We start from the raw sequence: 18609 nt of genomic DNA, 5'->3' as shown, positions 1-18609 counted from the left end.
TCAGTCCGGGAAGGGGGAGCCGAGGGTGGAGAGGACGCCGTAGGCTTTGGTGCGGATCTCCTCGTACTCGTCCTGCGCCACGGAGTCGGCCGTGATGGCGCCACCGACGCCGAGGCTGAGTTTCACCATTTCGTCTGGGCCGCGGTCCTGCACCACCAGCGTGCGGATGGCCACGGCGAGATCCGTGGCCCCGTTCAGCGAGAAGTACCCGATCGCCCCCGAATAGACGCCGCGCGGACCCTCCTCCAGCCGGTCCAGGATCGCCATGGTGCTGATCTTCGGCGCCCCGGTCATGGAGCCCGCCGGGAAGCAGGCGGCAACAGCCTCGGCGCGCGGCGACCCCGGCAGCAGGACGGCGTCGATGGTGCTCACCAGCTGGTGCACGGTCGCGTAGCTTTCGATCTCGCACAGCCGGCTGACAGTCACCGACCCCGGCTCGGCGAAATGACTCAGGTCGTTCCGGAGCAGGTCCACGATCATGATGTTTTCCGCCCGGTCCTTGAGGGACGTGGCCAGGTCGTGGCGGAGGGCGGCGTCGATCTCCGGATCAGCAGCCCGGCGGCGGGTTCCCTTAATCGGCTCGGCGCGCATGCCGCCGTCGGACGCTATCCGCAGGAAGCGCTCCGGCGACGTGCTGGCCACCGTGAGGCCGCCGAACCGCAGGTAGCTGGCAAACGGGGCCGGGTTCCGGCGGCGCAGGGCCAGGTACGCGGTCCACGGGTCGAGCGCCGGCACCTCCGCAGCGAGGGTGGTGGTGAGGCAGACCTCGTAGGAATTCCCCTCGGCGATCTGGTGCTGCGCCTCGGCGATCTTGCGCTTGTAGCTCGCCTCGCTGTCGCGGCCGGCAAATGCCGGTGCTGCGTTATCAGGCACAGCGGGATCAGGCGCAGCGTTTCGGGTCGCCGGAAGTACGACGCCGGTGCTGCCGCCGGCTTCGGGTGCGGCGGTCACCGCAGCGCGGGTGCTCTTGAGCCAGCCTTCGGCATCCGGCGCGTCCAGGGCAAGCAGCCACACCGCGTGGTCCGTGTGGTCCAGGACCACGCCGCGGCCGGCGAAGATCAGCGCCGCGTCAGGCGTGTCCGAGGGAATGTCCTGCCCGCCGGTTTCCCGCTTCAGCTCGTAGCCGAGGTAGCCCAGCCAGCCCAGTGCGAAGTCACATGGATAGTCCTCCGGGCCGCGCACCGCCTTCCGTCCCCAGACCGTTTCCAGCCACCGGAAAAACGGGCCGGACACGTTGGCGGTGGCGCAGCCTGCGGTGATCCGGGTAATCCCGGAACTGTGCAGGACAGACTGGCCGAACGTGCCGCCGTCGTCCGCCAAAACACTGAAGCGGCTGCGTTCCGCCGCGGGAGTTTCGCTGGCGGGACCGGCCGCGCCTGCCGAACGCAGCGATGAGTCCAGCCAGACAGCGTTCGGGGATGTCCCGTACAGCTCCTGAAAAAGCGCGGCGGGATCGGGGCTGGCGTCGAGCCGTTCCGAAAGCAGGCGCAGGCCCCGCCGTGAGGACAGCTCGGGAACAAGGGCGGTGGTGAGCGCCGGGAGGTAGGTGAGGGCCTGCAGGGCGTCTTCGGGGGCGGTGCCGTCCGCGCGGTTGAGGACCCGGACGTGGGCATGCTGCGGGATGTCGTCTGCCGCCAGGAGCTCCGCCTCCTGGCCGGCCCACTGGTCCCAGAAAGGCTCGTACGTGTCGCCGTCGCGTGCCAGTGCGTGGCTGCGGCGCTCGCCGTCGGGGGAGTCCGCCCAGATGACGGCGTCCAGGAGCGGCCTGGCCGCGGCGGCCGCCGCCCCCACGCCCTCGACGATCACGATCTCGGCGGGCAGCGTGACCCGGGCGTCGCCGTCGTCATTGTTGTTCCAGTTCCAGCTGACCCAGGTGGCCGCTTCGCCGCGCCGCAGGGGCGCCAGTACCGTGGTGACGTAGCGTTCGATGCCGGCCGACAGCCCGTCCCAGCCGGGATAGATGTCCTCCAGGTGGAACAGCGAGACCTTGTGGTGGTTCCTAAGCGTGGCTGCGAGTTCGATGGCCAATGTGGTTTTACCTGCGCCGGACCGCCCGTCAATGGCGATGATCACAGGTGCGGGGGTCATGAAATAGAGCGTACCTGCTGGCTGTCCCCAACCTGGACGTTGTGAAGCGGGCTGCCCGTGACCGGATGGATGTGGCGCTTGCCGTTGCGTGCCCGGTGCTCATTTATCCGGACCTGGGCCGCGCCGGTACCGGCATCATTCCGCCCTGCAACTGATGCGTTCTGCGCGATCGCGTCGTGCACGTAGCGGACGATTCCGGGGACGGCGGCCTGGATCTGGTCCCACACCGCCTCGAAGTCGGCGTGGCCGCCGTACCAGGGGTCCTCGATGCCCTGCTCGAGCGGATCGCCATCCGCCAGGTCAGGGTCGAAGCTGCGGAGCATGCGGATCCGGGACAGCGACTCGTCGTCCGGGGCGGAGGCCCGCAGCCAGCCGTAGTGGTCCACATCCAGGGCCAGTATCAGGTGGCGTTCAGTGAACCATTCGGATTGCCATTCCCGTGCGATGTGCCGGTCTGACAGAAGGTTGTGGGCGGTGAGTTTCCGTGCTGCCCGGGGGTCGATGGGACGTCCCGCCTCGTAGGCGGTGGTGCCTGCAGAATCGACGACCACGACGTCGGCGAGTCCGGCTTCGGCGAAGGCGGTGCTCAGCATCAGCTCGGCCATGGGGGAGCGGCAGATGTTGCCCGTGCAGACGGCGATGACGCGATATGGGCTCGTCGTTGAGGTCATTGGCTAAGCATGTCGGATGCCGGCCCCTCTTGGCTAGTAAGTGCCCTTATTATCGACAAGCTGCGTAAAGTTGGGCGGCCGGGCTGTCACAAAATTGTGCAGGTAGCGCTCCCTTGTTAATGGATGAACGCCAGCAGCACGCCCACCGCGACGAACAGGATGCCGAAAATCCTGTTGAGCATCGTTTGGCCGCGGGCGTTGTGGGTAAGGCGCTGGAAGGACTTGGCCGCCGCCGCGAAGAAGAACCACATGACGAGGATGTCGATGAGAACCACGGTTGCCGCGAGCACGGCGTACTGGGGCAGCAGCGGGTTGGCGGGCCGGATGAACTGCGGCATGAAGGCCAGGAAGAACACGATGGCCTTGGGGTTGAGCAGGTTGACCCACAGGCCCCGGCGGAACATGGACCAGGCGGGCTCGTCCCGGAGCGCGGCCACCTTCTCCTGGTCAAGGTCCGGCTGGCGCAGGAACTGCCTGATGCCGAGGTACACCAGGTAGGCGGCGCCGGCGTAGCGGATGGCGTTGAACGCGACCGGGGAGCCGGCAACCAGGACGCCGACGCCGAGCGCCACCACGATGACGTGCAGGATCAGGGCGGCCTGTTGCCCAAGGATGCCCCAGATGGAGCGTTTGAACCCGGCGGTCAGCGAGTTGCTCATGGTGTTGATGGCGCCTGCGCCAGGGGTGAAGCTGATGAGGACGCCGGCGCCCGCGAGGGCCAGCCACAAGGAGAATTGCACCCATCAAGTTTAGTCGGTGTGCGGGGTGGGCTGCTCCGCCCGGCGATTTAGGCCCGGGCGATGACCTCGCCGTTGGGGATGAGGAACCAGCCGTCGTCGGTGGAACCCCACCGGTGCCAGCCGGCCGAGATGCGCGTGAGGTCGGCTTCCTGCGCGAAGCCGTACTCGAGGGCCTGCTCCGCGAAGGCCGAATGCAGCACGCGTTCGCCCCACACCCTGGCCTGCCAGCGGCGCTGCTGGCCGGTGGCGTAGAGCCAGTTGCTGCTGGTCGGCGCCACGTCCGTGAAGCCGGCGGCCTGTGCCCACGAGACGAGCCGGCGGCCGGCGTCGGGCTCTGCGCCGTTCCTGCGCGCGATCCGCTGGTAGAGGTCCATCCACTCGTCCAGCTCCGGAATCGCGGGATACCAGCTCATGCCGTGGAAATCCGCGTCGCGGACCGCGACGATGCCGCCGGGCCTGGCCACCCGCCGCATTTCCCGCAACGCCTCGACGGGGTCGGTCAGGTGCTGCAGGACCTGGTGGGCGTGGACCACATCGAAGGTGTCGTCCTCGAAGTCGAGGTCGTAGATGTTGCCCGCCACGAACTCCACGTTTCCGACGCCGCGGTCGGCCGCCAGCTCACGGGCGTGGGTGATTACATCGGGGGAGCGGTCCAGCCCTGTCACCTTCCCGGGTGCGACCAAAAGCGCGAAGTCACAGGTGATGCTGCCCGGCCCGCACCCGACGTCGAGCACCGATACGCCCGGGGTGAGATGCGGGATGATGAACGCGGCCGAATTCTCCGCCGTCCGGGAGGCATGGGCCCGGACCACGGACTCGTGGTGGCCGTGAGTGTAGACGTCTTCCGGCTGCTGCGCGCTCATAGGGAAACGCTACTCCTTCTCCGCATTTCGGGAAGGTAGCGGCAGGGGTGGTTACGGCGCGCCGGAGGCTTCCTGGCTGGCCGCGACGGTGGCTGCGATCATCGCGTCCATGAACCGGGCCGCCGTCTCGAGTTCCTGCGCCGTGAACCCGGCCATGGCCCTGTCCATGTGGCGGGCAAGGGGCAGGAACATGGCGGAACCGTCGCGGTACGCCTTGTCCGTCATCCGGAGCTGCACCTGCCGCCGGTCCTGCCCTTCGCGCACGCGCACCAGATGCCCGGAGCCGCACAGCCGGTCGACAAGTGCCGTGGTGGCCGGGGAGCTGAGGCTCAGTTCCTTCCGCAGGGTTCCCGGAGTCACGACGTCGCCATTCGCTGCGTGCCTCATGACGGCGGCGAGGGCGTTGAGGTCCGTCCGGTGCATGTCGTTCCGGCCGCCAGCAGAATCGACGTAGCGGTTGGCTTCCAGGGTGAACTCCTGAAGCAGCCGTACCAGTGGGTGCGGCCTGCCCGGGGCTGAGGGGGCCGCCCCGTCGGACGGGCTGCCAGGCTGCTGGGGCACGTCCGCCTCCTCTCCTCGGTGTTGCCTTCCGGAGTTTACAGCCAAGGCATCCCGCCCGGTGGGAAGCCGGTATATATCTCCATGGTAGAGATAGTTTATGCTGGAACAATCATCGACGGCGGCCGGCGGCCGCCATGCCCAGGAGGTCATCCCATGAACCAGGCAACCCGTACTGCGAGGATCCCGTTCTGGCTCCGGTGGCTCATTCCGGTGGTCCTCGTCCTCGGCTGGGTCGCCATTGCCGGTGCGGGCGGGCCCACCTTCGGCAGGCTGGATGAGGTCTCGTCGAATGACCAGGCGTCCTTCCTTCCGGCCGGTGCGGAGGCCACCGAGGCCCGCGAGTGGCAGCAAAGGTTCCAGGACTCCGGCGAGGTGCCCGCCGTCGTCGTTCTTGAAAGCGGCAGCGCCCTCACGCCTGCCCAACTGGGCACGGCCGCCGCCCTGAAAACCAAGCTGGAAGACCTGCAGTTGGGCAGTGCGGTGGTGGGGCCGGTGCCTTCGCAGGACCGGAAGGCCGTCCAGTACATCGTGTCCGTTGCGGCAGCCGAACCGGCCGACGCCGTCGCGCAGTTGCGCCACGAGGTCCGGGCGGCCGCCCCGGACGGCACGCAGACGTTCGTCACCGGTCCTGCCGGGCTCGCAGCCGACCTCACCGGGGCCTTCGCAGGCATCGACGGCATCCTGCTGCTGGTGGCGCTGGCGGCGGTGTTTGTCATCCTGCTGGTTGTCTACCGCTCCCTCCTTCTGCCCTTCGCCGTGCTCCTCACCTCGGTGTTCGCGCTGTGTGCCGCCATCCTGCTGGTGTTCGGCATGGCCAAGGCGGGCTGGATCCAGCTCAACGGCCAGAGCCAGGGCATCCTTTCCATCCTGGTGATCGGCGCGGCCACCGACTACGCACTGCTTTACGTGGCCCGCTTCCGTGAGGCGCTCGAGCACACGGCCAACCGCACCGCCGCCGCGCTCACCGCCTGGCGGGCCTCCTTTGCGCCGATCCTGGCCTCGGGTGCAACGGTTGCCATTGCGCTGCTGTGCCTGCTGTTCTCCGACCTCAACTCCAACAGGGCGCTGGGCCCGGTGGCGGCCGCGGGCATCGTGTGTTCCCTTTTCGCTGCGCTCACCCTGCTCCCGGCCTTCGCGGCACTCCTGGGGCGGGCAGCGTTCTGGCCATTCCGGCCCAGGCTCCAGCCTGAAGAGGCGCGTGAGCCGGAACTGACCACCGGGTTGGAGGGCCAGCGCGGGCTGTGGCGTGCCGTCGGAACGCTGGTGTCACGGCGTCCCCGCGCGGTGTGGGTGGCGTCCGCGCTCCTGCTGATCGCGGCTTCGGCCGGGGTCCTGCAACTGAAAGCCAACGGTGTGCCGCAGACCGCCGTCATCCTTAGCGCCTCCAACGCCGTGGACGGGCAGGATGCGCTCGCGCGCCATTTCGACGCCGGCAGCGGCAGTCCCGTGGTCATCGTCACCAACCAGCGGAAATCCGGGGAAGTCCTCAACGCAGTCAAGGCCGCCGACGGCGTGGGCGCCGCCTACCTCCTGGCCGAGGGCAGCGTGCCCCTCACGGGAGTCCCGGGAACGCCGGCCGGCCCGGCCGTGCGCGACGGCAGGGTGCTTCTCAATGCCACCCTCGACTTCGCCGCCGATTCTGACGCAGCGGAGAAGGCCGTGGCAGGGATGCGGGAGACCGTCAAGCGCGCGGACCCCGATGCCCTGGTCGGCGGGGTGACAGCCACCGCGCTGGACACCAACACCACGGCGCAGCGGGACCTCATCACAATCATCCCTGTGGTCCTCGCCGTTATTCTGCTCATCCTCATGGTCCTGCTGCGGTCCGTCCTCGCGCCCGTCCTGCTTGTTGCCTCGGTGGTTCTCTCCTATGCGGCTGCCATGGGTGTTTCCGCCGTCGTGTTCAACAGCGTCATGGGCTTTCCGGGAGCCGACGCCACGGTGCCGCTGTTCGGCTTCGTGTTCCTCGTGGCACTGGGCGTGGACTACAACATCTTCCTCATGAGCCGGGTCCGCGAGGAGTCGCTGAAGCACGGGACCCGCCCCGGTATTCTGCGCGGACTGGGCGTGACCGGCGGCGTGATCACATCGGCCGGGGTGGTCCTGGCCGCCACGTTTGCGGCCCTGGGCGTCATCCCCATCATGTTCCTGGTGCAGCTGGCGTTCATCGTGGCCTTCGGAGTACTGCTGGACACCGTTCTGGTGCGCTCGCTCCTGGTCCCCGCCCTGGCCTTCGACCTGGGCCGGCGCATCTGGTGGCCGGGCAAACTCAGCCGGGACGATGCGCAGGAAGCCATGAAAGCGGAAGGGCCGGCGGAAGCGGCGGTCAGCTAGGTTCCGGCCGGGATTCCCGCCGTGGCCCGCCCCTGCCCGGCGGCGAGCTCCGAGCGCCACCACTCCACCGTCGCCTTGGCTGCAACGCCCAGGGGAGTCGGTTGCAGGCCCAGCTGCGCCTCACTGGCCGCCGAATCCATCACGAACGGCCGCTCGAACTGGTACAGCATCTCGCTGATCTCCCGCATGTCGGCCGAGAAGAGCCCCAGGGTGCGCAGGACCCAGCCCGGCACCGCGTGGACCTTCGCGGGCACCACGCCTGCAGCCGCGGCGAAGGCCTGGGCGATCTGGCGCTGCGTGAGCGGCGGATTGGTGGGTGCGTGCAGAACCCGGTTCCACAGCCCGGGCTTCCCCGCGGCCCCGATCATGGCCGCGGCCAGATCGGGAACGTAGGTGAACGAATGCGGCTGGTCCGCGCTGCCCACCACCTGCAGCTGGCGGCGGGCGAGGACGGCGGGCACCATGCGCTCGCCGGCGTGGGCCATGCGGACACGGGGGCCGAAGAAATCACCCGCCACTACAGAGACGGTGTCCGTGGCACTCGCCGCCCGCGCCCGCAGCAGCGCCGCGCGGATCCCGCGTTTGCCGCCGTCGGCCTCCCGCGCGCTGTTTTCGGTCAGCACCTGCTCCGGGTTGCTGTAGGAGTAAAGGCTTTCGGGAAAGACGACGACGGCGCCCGCCTCGCCTGCCGCAGCCAGGACCGCCTGTTCGGCGGCCGGAAGCTCCTGTTCCCAGGCTGCGGCGCTGTAGGAAGAGCCGTGGATGCAGTGGAAGACCGCCGCCGCGCCGTCGAAAGCGTCGCCCAGCAGCGCGGGGTTGGGCACATCGAGCTTCAGCTTCTCGATGTGCGGATGGTCCGGACCGCCGCCCGAGCGGGTGAGGAGCCGGACCCGTTCGCCCCGCTCCGCCAATTGCCCTGCCACCGTCCAGCCCACAGGGCCGGCGCCGGTGACCACGTAAAGACCTGACATTGAAAAATCTCCTTCGTGCAGTGCGGCTGGTCCCGAATGGCCCGGCGTGCTTAGAGAGCACTGCTCTCGAAATAAGGATGCTGCCGCCGGCGGACAAAGTCAAGAGCAGTGCTCTCAATTGTTGACACTGCTCTGATCCGTGCCATGCTGGGCTGATGCCAGCTATCTCAGAGGCCGCCGGCGGGCCGGGCGCTGCCGGCGGGAAGATCCGCACGCCGCGTGAACGTGCCCGGGCGCAGACCGTCGCCGACATCATCCGGCTGGGCCGGCAGCACCTGGCGCAGCACGGGGCCGCCGCCCTGTCGCTCCGCGCCGTAGCCCGCGACCTGGGTGTTGTCTCCTCTGCCGTCTACCGGTACGTCGGGAGCCGCGACGAGCTGTTGACCCTCCTGCTCGTGGACGCGTACGACGACCTGGGGGATGCCGTGGATGCCGCCGTCGAGTCCGTCCCTGCCGACGAGTCCAGGGCCCGGTTTGCAGCGCTGGCGCGGGCTGTCCGCGGGTGGGCCCTCCGCGAACCGGCGCGCTACGGCCTCCTGTTCGGCAGCCCGGTGCCGGGCTACCAGGCCCCGGCGGAGCGGACCACGGCACCCGGCACGAGGGTGGTTATCGGCCTGGTGCAGATTCTGGACGCCGCTTACCGGGCCGGCCGCCTTGCCGAGCGAGGGCCTTCCGCGGTGCCGGCGCCCCTGGCTGCCGACCTTGACGCAATCCGGCGAGAGCTGCGTGTGGACGTCCCGGACGCCCTGCTGGCCCGTGGCACCCTCGTCTGGACCTCACTATTTGGAGCCGTCAGTTTTGAGGTGTTCGGGCAGTACGGCGCCGGCACCTTTTCCGCGCCGGACGAACTGTTCGAGCACCATATCGCCGTACTGGCGGATCTCGCCGGGCTGTAGCCGGCACCGCGGCACCGCGGCACCGCGACCCCGTCCGCGTGGCCCCAACCCGCTGCCCCCGGGGCCGGCCCCTGTTGCCTCCCGCGCGGGCTGAGTAGACTGCCACTGCGCCCGGTCCAGGTGCGCCCAGTCCTTTTGAAGGAGTGATCAACCGATGACCGACAACACTGAGTCCGGCAACGCGGGCAAGACGCACAACAGCTCCAGGAATCCGGCACTCGAAGGGGACAGCGGCCAGTACACCGAGGGCGATTACGGCGACGCCGGCGTAGCGGGGCAGGAATCCGCTGCTGAGCCCGAAGGTGAATACCAGGCGGGGGACTATGGCGACGCGGGTACGGTCGAGCCTGCCGCCGAGGTGGAGGAAGGCGAGTACCCGCAGGGTAACTATGGCCGGGCCGGAACCGTCGGCCAGGAGCTGCCCCAGGATGAGGAAGGCGAATATCCCGAGGGCGACTACGGCGACGCCGGCACCTCCTCCGGCGGCTCCTCCGGCGGCTAGGCGCAGTTCACGCTGGGCGAAATCCGGCTGCCATTTATTGAAGAACCCCCGGTTTTACACGGATATCCCGCGTGGAAGCCGGGGGTTTTTCCGCGTTGCCAGGCGGTCCCGGCACAAAGTTGAGCGCATCTGACTCAACTTTGGATTGACTTAAATCCCGCTCGGAGTAAGGTTGAGTGCAGACCGCTCAAGGAAATGGGCGACCCCAAGTTTCCAAGGAAAGAAGGAAGCAACACATGTCACGTGCAGTAGGTATCGACCTCGGAACTACCAACTCCGTCGTCTCCGTTCTCGAAGGTGGCGAGCCCACCGTTATTGCCAACGCCGAGGGTGGCCGCACCACGCCGTCGGTCGTTGCGTTCTCCAAGTCCGGCGAAGTGCTGGTCGGCGAAATCGCCAAGCGCCAGGCCGTCAACAACATCGACCGCACCATCGCCTCCGTCAAGCGCCACATGGGCACGGACTGGAAGGTCGACATCGATGGCAAGAAGTACACGGCCCAGGAAATCTCCGCCCGCGTCCTGATGAAGCTGAAGAACGACGCCGAGTCCTACCTCGGCGAAAAGGTCACCGACGCGGTGATCACCGTTCCGGCTTACTTCAACGACGCCGAGCGCCAGGCCACGAAGGAAGCCGGCGAGATCGCCGGCCTGAACGTCCTGCGCATCGTCAACGAGCCCACCGCAGCTGCCCTGGCCTACGGCCTGGACAAGGGCAAGGAAGACGAGCTCATCCTGGTCTTCGACCTCGGCGGCGGCACCTTCGACGTCTCCCTGCTGGAAGTCGGCAAGGACGAAGACGACTTCTCCACCATCCAGGTGCGCGCCACCGCCGGTGACAACCGCCTCGGCGGCGACGACTGGGACAACCGCGTCGTCGAGTACCTGCTGAACCAGCTCAAGGTCAAGGGCATCGACCTGTCCAAGGACAAGATCGCCCTGCAGCGCCTCCGCGAAGCTGCCGAGCAGGCCAAGAAGGAACTCTCCTCCTCCACCAGCACCAACGTCTCGCTCCAGTACCTCTCCGTCACCCCGGACGGCCCGGTCCACCTGGACGAGCAGCTGACCCGCGCCAAGTTCCAGGACCTGACCAAGGACCTGCTCGAGCGCACCAAGAAGCCGTTCCACGACGTCATCAAGGAAGCCGGCATCAAGCTTTCCGACATCGACCACATCGTGCTCGTCGGCGGCTCCACCCGTATGCCCGCCGTCTCCGACCTCGTGAAGGAACTGGCCGGCGGCAAGGAGCCCAACAAGGGCGTCAACCCGGACGAGGTTGTGGCCGTTGGCGCAGCCCTGCAGGCCGGCGTGCTGAAGGGTGAGCGCAAGGACGTTCTCCTGATCGACGTCACCCCGCTGTCCCTGGGCATCGAAACCAAGGGCGGTGTCATGACGCACCTGATCGAGCGCAACACGGCCATCCCCACCAAGCGGTCCGAGACCTTCACCACGGCTGACGACAACCAGCCTTCCGTGGCCATCCAGGTCTTCCAGGGCGAGCGTGAGTTCACACGCGACAACAAGCCGCTGGGCACGTTCGAGCTGACCGGCATCGCGCCGGCCCCACGCGGCGTTCCGCAGGTCGAGGTCACCTTCGACATCGACGCCAACGGCATCGTGCACGTCTCCGCGAAGGACAAGGGCACCGGCAAGGAACAGTCCATGACCATCACCGGCGGCACCGCGCTCTCCAAGGAAGACATCGACCGCATGGTCAAGGACGCCGAGGAGCACGCAGCCGAGGACAAGGCACGCCGCGAGGCCACCGACACCCGCAACACCGCCGAGCAGCTCGCCTACTCCGTGGACAAGCTGATCGCCGACAACAGCGACAAGCTGCCCGAAGAGGTCAAGACCGAGGTCCAGGCCGACGTCGACGCCCTCAAGAAGGCCCTCGAAGGCACCGACGACGCCGCCGTCAAGACCGCGTTTGAGGAGCTGCAGGCTTCCCAGACCAAGCTCGGCGAGGCCATCTACGCCCAGGCCGGTTCCCCGGACGGCGCCACCGGCGCTGCAGGTGCTGAAGGCGCTGCCGCAGGCGAGAGCAAGGCTGACGAGGACATCGTCGACGCCGAAATCGTCGACGAAGAAGAGAAGAAGTAACCATGCCGCATCACGGAAACGAAGAAGAGCACAACTCTTCCCACGACCAGAGCGGCAAGCGCGAGGAGCCGGTCATCCGGGACCACCGCAAGGTGGACCCGGTGACCGGCGAGGCCCGGCACCCGGAGGGCGGACAGTCCTCCGCGCCGGAAGCCGATTCCGACGGCGACGCTCTCGCCCAGGCTGAGGAAATCCTCAACCAGGTTGAGGTCCCCGCCGAGGAGTCCGTGGCGCAGGGTACCGAGGCCGCCGTGGCGGCGGAGCTGAAGAACGACCTGCTCCGCCTCCAGGCCGAGTACGTCAACTACCGCAAGCGCGTCGAGCGCGACCGCGCCGTGGCAGGGGAGATGGCCGTCATCGGCGTCCTGAACTCCCTGCTCCCGGTGCTGGACGACGTCGACGCCGCCCGCCAGCACGGTGACCTCGCGGACGGCCCGTTCGCCGCGATCGCCACCAAGCTGGAGAACGCGCTGAAGACGTACGGCCTGACCCGCATTGATGAGACCGGCGTGGAGTTCGACCCCACCATCCACGAGGCCCTCATCCAGCAGCCGGGCGACGACATCGAGGTTGACACCGTCAGCCAGGTGCTCCGCTCCGGCTACAAGACAGGCGAACGGGTCCTCCGGGCAGCACAGGTCATCGTCGCTGTTCCGGCATAGCATTACCTCATCGAGATGACAGTTCGCGGCGGTGATTCCAGAGAACATCGCCGTGAATTGTCATCTCGGCACAGATTTTTGAAAGGAAACGCCATTGGCTAGCCAGGACTGGGTGGACAAGGACTTTTATAAAATCCTTGGTGTTGCCAAGGACGCTTCCGACGCTGACATTAAGAAGGCTTACCGGAAGCTCGCCCGGCAGTACCACCCTGATACGAACTCCGGGGATGCTGCTGCGGAGAAGAAGTTCAAGGACATCTCCGAAGCGTATTCCGTGTTATCCGATCCTGATGAGCGGCAGCAGTATGACGCCATCCGGGCCATGGGCGGCGGCGCCCGCTTTGCCCCGCACGGCGCGGGAAGCACCGCGAACGGCGGCTTCGAGGACCTCTTCGGCGGCCTGTTCACGGGTGGCGGCGGCCGGCACTCCGGCGGGTTCAGCACCGCCGGCGGCGTTCCGCCCGAGTTTGCCGACCTGTTCGGTGGCGGCTTCGGGGGCGGACCGGCCGGCTTCCAGCGGGCCCCGCAGAAGGGCGCCGACCGAACGGCGAGCACCAGCATCTCCTTCGCCGGGTCCATCCGCGGCACCACCATCGGGCTGCGTGAACCGGACGGCGAAGTCATCGACGTCAGGGTGCCTGCGGGCATCAAGGACGGCCAGAAGGTCCGCGTCCGGGGCAAGGGCCAGTACGGCCCGGCGGGCAACGGCGACCTTCTGGTCACCGTCAACGTCAAGCCCCATGATTTTTACACGCGCGACGGCGACAACCTCCGGATCCACGTACCCGTCAGCTTCCCGGAGGCTGCTTTGGGCGCCGACATCGAGGTTCCCACGATCGACGGCGAACACGTCCGGGTCCGCGTTCCCGCCGGCACCCCGTCGGGGCGTACCCTCCGGGTCAAGGGCCGCGGTGTGAAGACGTCCAAGGCCACCGGCGACCTGCTGGTGACCATCGACGTCGCTGTTCCGCAGAACCTGAGCAAGGAGGCCGAGGAGGCCGTGAAAGCATTTGCGGCCGCCACCGCCGGCGCGGATGTCCGCCAGGGCCTGGCAGCCAAGGCCCGGCTTTAGGGGCGGGTGCCGGCCTTGGAAATCAATTTCGATCAGCCGATCTTCGTCATCTCGGTGGCGGCCGAGCTCGCCGACATGCACCCGCAGACACTTCGCCAGTACGACCGGCTGGGCATCGTTTCGCCCAGCCGGGCGCCGGGCAAGTCCCGCCGCTACTCCCAGAGGGACGTGAACCGGCTCCGTGAGGTGCAGCGGCTGTCCCATGAGGGCGTCTCGCTCGAGGGGATCAAACGCATCCTGGACCTCGAAAACCAGGTTGCCGCCCTGCAGCACCGGGTGACCGAACTGACAGAGGAACTGGCCCGCCGTCGTGAGCCCTTGGAATCCCGGATCTTTGCCGCCGGCACCGCGGGCGACGTGGTGAGCCTGGCGCGAGGACAGCGGCCCCGGCCCCGTTCGCAGGCCGTGGTGGTGTGGCAGCCGCGCGGTGACATCTAGCCAGCTCCGTCCAGCCAATAGTGCCCCAGCCAGCGGCGCACGCTGAACCCCATTGCCAGAACCGGATGCTGCGCCAAAAATAGGGTGCAGCGCCGGAACGGGGTCACCAGGCCGCAATGCCGCGGTTCCGGCTCCCGGGCAGAAGGGACGCAGGGTCATGACCTACATCAGGGACTTTGACCAGCTGGGACGCAGCGATCTGGACGAGGCCGGCGGCAAGGGCGCCAACCTCGGCGAGCTGGCCCGGGCCGGTTTTCCGGTGCCGCCGGGCTTCGTACTCACCACGGCGGCCTACCAGGACTTCGTCAACGCCAACGGGATCGCCGGCCGCATCCTTGAGCTCGCCGCCCTCCCTTCCGGCGCCCCGAACGACGAGTATGACGCTGCCGCTGCGCAGATCCGCGCGCTCTTCGCCGAGAGCACCATGCCCGAGGAGATCAGCGGAGAACTCCGGGCCGCCTACGCACGGCTGGGACAACGGGCGACGGCGGTCGGCGAGGATGCAGCAGCACGCGTGGCGGTCCGCTCCTCGGCCACCGCCGAAGACCTCGCCTCGGCCAGCTTCGCCGGCCAGCAGGACACCTATCTGAACGTCTCCGGGGCCGACTCCGTCGCCGCCGCCGTCATCGACTGCTGGGCGTCACTCTGGAACGCCCGAGCCATGGCGTACCGCTCACGGAACGGCTTCGACCCGGCCACCGTGCGCCTCGCCGTGGTGATCCAGGAGATGGTCGATGCCGGGGCCGCCGGCGTGCTGTTCACCGCCGATCCCGCCACCGGCCGCCGGGACCACGTCGTGATCAGCGCCGCCTGGGGGCTGGGCGAATCCTTGGTCAGCGGGGCCGTCACCACGGACGACGTCGTGGTGGATGCCGCGACGGGCCGGGTTGAGCAGCGCCGGACGGCGGACAAGGACGTCATGACGGTCTACGACGGAGCAGGCACCAGGGAGCAGGCGGTGCCTGAAGAGAAACGCCGGGAGCCCGTGCTCGACGACAATGCGGCGGCCGCGCTGGCCCGCCAGGGGACAGCCATAGCGAAGCACTTCGGATCGCCGCAGGACATCGAATGGGCGGAGGCGGCAGGGGACTTCTTCATCCTGCAGGCCCGCCCCATCACCGCGCTGCCAGAACCGTCTGCAGATGCCCCGACGGAGTGGCCGCTGCCCTACCCGAACGGGATGTACTTCCGGGCCAGCATCGTCGAGCAGCTGCCGGACCCGTTGTCGCCCCTGTTCGCCGACCTCATCGACGGCTCCGTGGTGAAGTCGCTGAACGCCCTGCTCAACGAGGCGTTCGGCAAGAGCGTGGTGCGGCCGGGGGATGTCTCACTGCCCACCGTCAACGGCTACGCGTACTACTACTACAACAACGCCGGAATGCGGCGGGTCATGGGCCGGTCGCTGACGGCCATGCGCGCGCTGGCGCAGGGCAAGGCCCACATGGGAATCAAGGGCTGGCGCGACCACTCGCACCCGAAGTACCGCGGACTCGTAAAGTTCTGGGCGGCCAAACCTCCGGCGGACCGCCCGGCCGCCGAACTGCTGGAGGGCATTACCGCGCTGCTCGACGCCGGCGCCGCGTACTACACCGCGGTGCAGTCAATCATCCCCATCGCAGCCACCAGCGAGATCATGCTCCGCGGCTACTATGACAAGCTCGTCCGCCGGCCCGGAGATCCGTCGGCAGAGGTGTTCCTCCTCGGCTACGACAGCGAACCCATCCGCGCGGAGAAGTCCCTGTACGACCTTGCGGTGTGGACCCGCGCAAGGCCGCAGCTCGCCGCCGCCGTCACGGAAGGGTCAGCAGCCGCCATCGCAGAGGCTCTCCGCACCGGCGCACCTCCCGCGGGCGTGGCCGGAAATGTGGACCCGGAACAGTGGGACGAGTGGCGTTCCCGCCTCCAGCGGCACCTGGACCGGTACGGGCATGCCGTCTACAACCTGGATTTCGTCAACCCGGTGCCGGCCGATGATCCTTCCGCACTGCTGGAAACCCTGAGGTACTTCGTGCGGGGGCAAGGCAAGGATCCGCACGAGCGGCAGCAACGGTCCGCTGACCGGCGGGAGGAGCAGGCCCGGCTGATCAGCACCCGGTTGGGTCCCCGCCGTCGTGCTGTCTTCCGGAGGCTGCTGCGCTGGGCGCAGAAAGCGGCGCCCGTCCGTGAGGACGCGCTGGCCGACGTCGGACTGGCCTGGCCGCTGATGCGGCGGATGCTGCTGGAACTGGGGGAGCGGCTGACGGCTTCGGGTGTCATCGCCGCGCCGGCCGACATCTTCTGGCTCCGCCTCGACGAACTCCGCAACGCCATCGATTTCGGGCTGGCCACGCCCGGCGCGGCCATCACCGGCACGGACCGGCCGGTGCGGGCAGAAGCCGTTGAACAGCGCAAGATGCTGTGGCGTGGCCAGCGGAAAGCCGCGGCCCCGCAGCTGCTGCCCGAGAGCCGGTGGATGGAGCGGGCGTTCGGCAGCATGATGCCCGCACGTTCGGTGCAGCAGGCCGGGGACGTCATCAGCGGTGTCGGCGCGAGCTCGGGGCAGGTTAGCGCGCCGGCCCGGTTGCTGCACGGCCCCGACGACTTCGCCAGCATGCGGCCGGGCGAGGTGCTGGTGGCACGCATGACCACCCCCGCATGGACGCCGCTGTTTGCGATGGCGTCCGGCGTCGTCACGGACGTTGGCGGGCCGCTGAGCCACAGCTCGATCGTCGCCCGCGAGTACGGCATTCCCGCCGTCCTGGGAACGGGCGTGGCCACCCAGCGGGTGTCCAGTGGGCAGCAGTTGAAGGTCGACGGCGACGCCGGCACCGTCACGCTCGACGGCTCCGCAACCTGACCCCAAGTAAGTAGCAGATCAGGGCGTTCCCAGGGCTGGGAGCGCCCTGATCTGCTACCTGGTTTTCATTCAAGAAGATTTTTCGGACCGGTCCGCATGTGGGGCCTTTTCCGCCCTTTATTGTCGGTGCCCCCTGTCATGCTGTGGGTATGGATGCGAAGGCAGCGGTGCAGACGGTGGAGGGTATTGGGTCCTCTGTTGCTGTGCTGGCTGGTTTTGTCCGTGAGGCCGCCGGCGCCGAGGTTGCTGGTGCCGGTTCCGTGAGCGTTGCGGGTCCTGGGGCTGGCGGTGATCCGTTGCGTGATGAGGCGGATGCGTGGCTGGATGTGCTGGCTGAGACGGCCGGGCTGGAGGCCAGGGTGGCGGCGTTGAAGGTGCAGGCCGCTGCCGGTTTCGCTGCTGCCGCGGCGGCTTTGACGGCTCCTGACGCGTCCGTCTCGGAGCGGGACGCGCTGGAGATGTCGGTGACCGCCGAGGTCGCGTGCGCGCTGACCGTGAGCGAGGGGGCCGCGGCACGCTTTCTGGAAGAGTCCGCCAGGCTGAGCACGAACCTGCCGCTGACCCTGGCCGCGCTGGGAACAGGGGCGCTGTCGTGGCAGCACGGGCGGATCATGTGCGACGAGACCGAGGGGCTGGGACCCGAAGCGGCGGCGGCGTTTGAGGCGCATTTCCTGGACCCGGACGCACCGAACCCGGCGCGGGGTTGTCCGGCCGGGGAGCTGACGCCGGCGAGGTTTCGGGCGAAGGCCCGGTATTGGCGGGAACGGCATCATCCGGTCAGCATCGAAACCCGCCACCACAGGAGTGTGAAGGACCGGCGGCTGGAGTATGCCCCGGACCGGGACGGGATGGCGTGGCTGTCGGCGTATTTGCCTGCGGACCAGGCGGCCGGGATCTGGAACCGAACTACCGCCGCCGCCCGGGCCATGCGGGGCCCGACCGAAACCCGGACCCTGACCCAGCTCCGCGTCGACGCGTTTGCCGGGTGGCTGCTCGGCCCGGCACCGGGAGTCCATGGCGGGGTTGAGGGTGCAACCATAAGCTCCCTGTCCACAGGTTCCCCGCCTGCCGGTTCCGAGACGGAGGGACCAGCGGATTCCGTTCCGGTTGATGTGCCGTCACCGAAAGCGCAGGTCCTGGTCACGGTGCCGGTGTTTTCGCTGCTTGGCCTGTCCGAGGAGCCGGCCACACTGGACGGGCACGGTCCGATTCCGCCGTCGATGGCGCGCCGGCTCGTCGCCGACGGCGCAACATCATTCCTCCGGGTCCTTGTTGACCCGCGCGACGGCGCGCCTTTGGAGATCGGACGCACCAGCTACCGGCTGACGAAACCCATGCGCCAATGGCTGCGGCTCCGCGACGCCAAATGCACGTTCCCGGCCTGCAACAACCACTCCCTGGACAACGACGCCGACCACATCCTCGCCTGGGCCGACGGCGGCGGCACCGCCGTCGCCAACCTCGGCCTACCCTGCCCGAAACACCACAAACTGAAACACAACACGCAATGGAGACCGGTCGGCGCCACCCGCGACGCCCCGCCGGGCTGGATCTCACCGTCGGGACGGACCTACCCGGCCGAGTACCAGGACTGGGAACCACCCACCTGGCCAGAACCACCACCCGGCCAGGAATGGCGGGAGCTGCCACCCGGCGGGGATTGGCCGGAGCCGGACGACTGGGTGGGGCCGCCGGACCGACCCGACGACCTGGATCCACCACTGCCTTTGGATCCTTGGCCTAACTGGTCTTGGCCCGCGGCCGCTTAGCGTCTGCCTTTATTCCGCTGATGCTATTCCGTGGGTGCCCGCCGCGGAATAGCGTCACATGTCCATGGCATGGCATGGCATGGCATGGCATGGCATCGGCAACG

At 68.2% G+C, this 18609-nt stretch carries 14 protein-coding genes and 1 pseudogene; 9 read left to right on the top strand and 6 right to left on the bottom strand.

From position 1 onward, the window contains the following. The 5 genes and pseudogenes from pabB to ACFVTE_RS07935 form a co-directional block, all read right to left on the bottom strand. Nucleotides 1-2088: an aminodeoxychorismate synthase component I gene (gene pabB, locus ACFVTE_RS07955; RefSeq protein ID WP_387098911.1), complete on the bottom strand. Its 2088-nt coding sequence runs from the start codon at nucleotides 2086-2088 to the stop codon at nucleotides 1-3. A 149-nt stretch (nucleotides 2089-2237) separates the two neighbouring features. Next, nucleotides 2238-2759: pseudogene (locus ACFVTE_RS07950) on the bottom strand (low molecular weight protein-tyrosine-phosphatase); the annotation flags it as partial. Nucleotides 2760-2875: 116 nt separating this feature from the next. After that, nucleotides 2876-3499 (bottom strand): LysE family transporter, encoded by a 624-nt coding sequence (locus tag ACFVTE_RS07945; protein ID WP_387098909.1) that lies wholly within the window; start codon nucleotides 3497-3499, stop codon nucleotides 2876-2878. Between the two features lie 47 nt (nucleotides 3500-3546). Further along, a complete protein-coding gene (locus ACFVTE_RS07940; RefSeq protein WP_387098907.1) occupies nucleotides 3547-4362 on the bottom strand; it encodes a methyltransferase domain-containing protein in 816 nt (271 codons plus the stop codon). Nucleotides 4363-4413: 51 nt separating this feature from the next. After that, on the bottom strand, nucleotides 4414-4923 hold the full coding sequence (locus tag ACFVTE_RS07935; protein WP_387098905.1) for a MarR family winged helix-turn-helix transcriptional regulator: 510 nt from the start codon (nucleotides 4921-4923) through the stop codon (nucleotides 4414-4416). 153 nt (nucleotides 4924-5076) lie between these two features. On the opposite strand from ACFVTE_RS07935, the gene ACFVTE_RS07930 reads away from it, so the two are divergent. After that, nucleotides 5077-7257: an MMPL family transporter gene (locus ACFVTE_RS07930; protein ID WP_387098903.1), complete on the top strand. Its 2181-nt coding sequence runs from the start codon at nucleotides 5077-5079 to the stop codon at nucleotides 7255-7257. Here the strand turns inward: ACFVTE_RS07930 and ACFVTE_RS07925 are convergent. Continuing rightward, nucleotides 7254-8228 carry an NAD-dependent epimerase/dehydratase family protein gene (locus ACFVTE_RS07925; RefSeq protein WP_387098901.1) on the bottom strand — a complete coding sequence of 325 codons (975 nt, stop codon included), beginning with the start codon at nucleotides 8226-8228 and terminating at the stop codon, nucleotides 7254-7256. The two genes, ACFVTE_RS07930 and ACFVTE_RS07925, sit on opposite strands and share 4 nt — an antisense overlap. A 155-nt stretch (nucleotides 8229-8383) precedes the next feature. On the opposite strand from ACFVTE_RS07925, the gene ACFVTE_RS07920 reads away from it, so the two are divergent. From ACFVTE_RS07920 to ACFVTE_RS07885, 8 genes are all read left to right on the top strand, one after another. Next, complete coding sequence (locus tag ACFVTE_RS07920) at nucleotides 8384-9124, top strand: TetR/AcrR family transcriptional regulator (protein ID WP_387098899.1); 741 nt, start codon at nucleotides 8384-8386, stop codon at nucleotides 9122-9124. Between the two features lie 154 nt (nucleotides 9125-9278). Then, nucleotides 9279-9626, top strand: coding sequence for a hypothetical protein (locus tag ACFVTE_RS07915; RefSeq protein WP_387098897.1), 348 nt, complete (start codon nucleotides 9279-9281; stop codon nucleotides 9624-9626). 236 nt (nucleotides 9627-9862) lie between these two features. Continuing rightward, nucleotides 9863-11728: a molecular chaperone DnaK gene (dnaK, locus tag ACFVTE_RS07910; RefSeq protein ID WP_387098895.1), complete on the top strand. Its 1866-nt coding sequence runs from the start codon at nucleotides 9863-9865 to the stop codon at nucleotides 11726-11728. 2 nt (nucleotides 11729-11730) lie between these two features. After that, nucleotides 11731-12390 (top strand): nucleotide exchange factor GrpE, encoded by a 660-nt coding sequence (locus ACFVTE_RS07905; RefSeq protein WP_387098893.1) that lies wholly within the window; start codon nucleotides 11731-11733, stop codon nucleotides 12388-12390. Nucleotides 12391-12484: 94 nt separating this feature from the next. Next, entirely contained in the window at nucleotides 12485-13462 is a 978-nt protein-coding gene (locus ACFVTE_RS07900) for a DnaJ C-terminal domain-containing protein (protein ID WP_387098891.1), read from the top strand. Between the two features lie 15 nt (nucleotides 13463-13477). Then, entirely contained in the window at nucleotides 13478-13900 is a 423-nt protein-coding gene (locus tag ACFVTE_RS07895) for a heat shock protein transcriptional repressor HspR (RefSeq protein WP_387098889.1), read from the top strand. 157 nt (nucleotides 13901-14057) lie between these two features. Further along, entirely contained in the window at nucleotides 14058-16736 is a 2679-nt protein-coding gene (locus ACFVTE_RS07890; RefSeq protein ID WP_387098887.1) for a PEP/pyruvate-binding domain-containing protein, read from the top strand. A gap of 149 nt (nucleotides 16737-16885) precedes the next feature. Next, entirely contained in the window at nucleotides 16886-18505 is a 1620-nt protein-coding gene (locus tag ACFVTE_RS07885; protein WP_387098885.1) for a DUF222 domain-containing protein, read from the top strand. Nucleotides 18506-18609 lie beyond the last annotated feature (104 nt).

Origin of the sequence: Arthrobacter sp. NPDC058097, assembly GCF_042884885.1 — a bacterium.
Taxonomy (GTDB): domain Bacteria; phylum Actinomycetota; class Actinomycetes; order Actinomycetales; family Micrococcaceae; genus Arthrobacter.
This window is presented reverse-complemented; position numbering and strand designations above follow the sequence as displayed.